At 46.5% G+C, this 777-nt stretch carries 1 protein-coding gene; it reads right to left on the reverse strand.

What is annotated here, in order from left to right; all coding sequences use genetic code 11:
• Positions 1 to 2: 2 nt before the first annotated feature.
• Entirely contained in the window at positions 3 to 410 is a 408-nt protein-coding gene (locus ACN9MW_RS29660; protein WP_426165696.1) for a hypothetical protein, read from the reverse strand.
• Between the last annotated feature and the right edge of the window lie 367 nt (positions 411 to 777).

The raw sequence follows: 777 nt of genomic DNA on the forward strand, positions 1-777 counted from the left end.
CATCAGTCTTCCTTCTGACGCTGCTGGATAGCCTCAAGGACCATCTTCTTGGACTCGCGAAGAAAAAGGCCGGCCTCAAACACAGGACCATCAAAGTCCGATTCTATAAATCTGAAAATCAGGTCGTCAGGAAAGCGAGCCTCCAAATCGACAATAATTGGATTTGTGGAATCCCTTAAGTCGTAACGATCAATTACTTCCGCATACCAAGTCCACGAAGCATGGGAATTAATAAACAGTTCAGAAAGCTCTTTTCGCCGCGCTTCGCTTAGGCTCCGAACAAATTCAATAACCGCACTTTCGAACGCTCCCATTCTACTTTTTTTCAAATCATCAATTGTGCACAAATACGTGATATACAGCCCTTCCGCCCTCAATTGATGATCAGTGGTGCCAGCTACTTTCGTCAATTAATTCAGTAGGGGCTGCCGAGGGCAAAACTCGCCATACACCTTCTCATCAATTACGACTTCATAAGTATGACTATCTCTCGGAATTAGCGGAGATATCGTACGAATCAGCTTAAATTCCACGGGCTTGCCGCATAAGTTTATTCTCACCGGATCGTACGCAGTGGGGTCCTCCATGTCCTTCGTCGATCTCGCATGATAGAACTTTTTGGCCTTTTCCCCGCTTTTTATTTCAAGTTTGCACTCGGGCAGTTCATAGCTATCGCAGTAGCTGACAGCCACCTGCAAATCATTTCTGATCTCGAGCACGTAAAAAAAATCGGACTCGGTGCTGCAGCCGGCTACGGCTGCAGCAGCCAATATCAGC

The sequence above is a fragment of the Pseudoduganella sp. R-34 genome (genome assembly GCF_049904655.1).
Classification (GTDB): domain Bacteria; phylum Pseudomonadota; class Gammaproteobacteria; order Burkholderiales; family Burkholderiaceae_D; genus Rugamonas.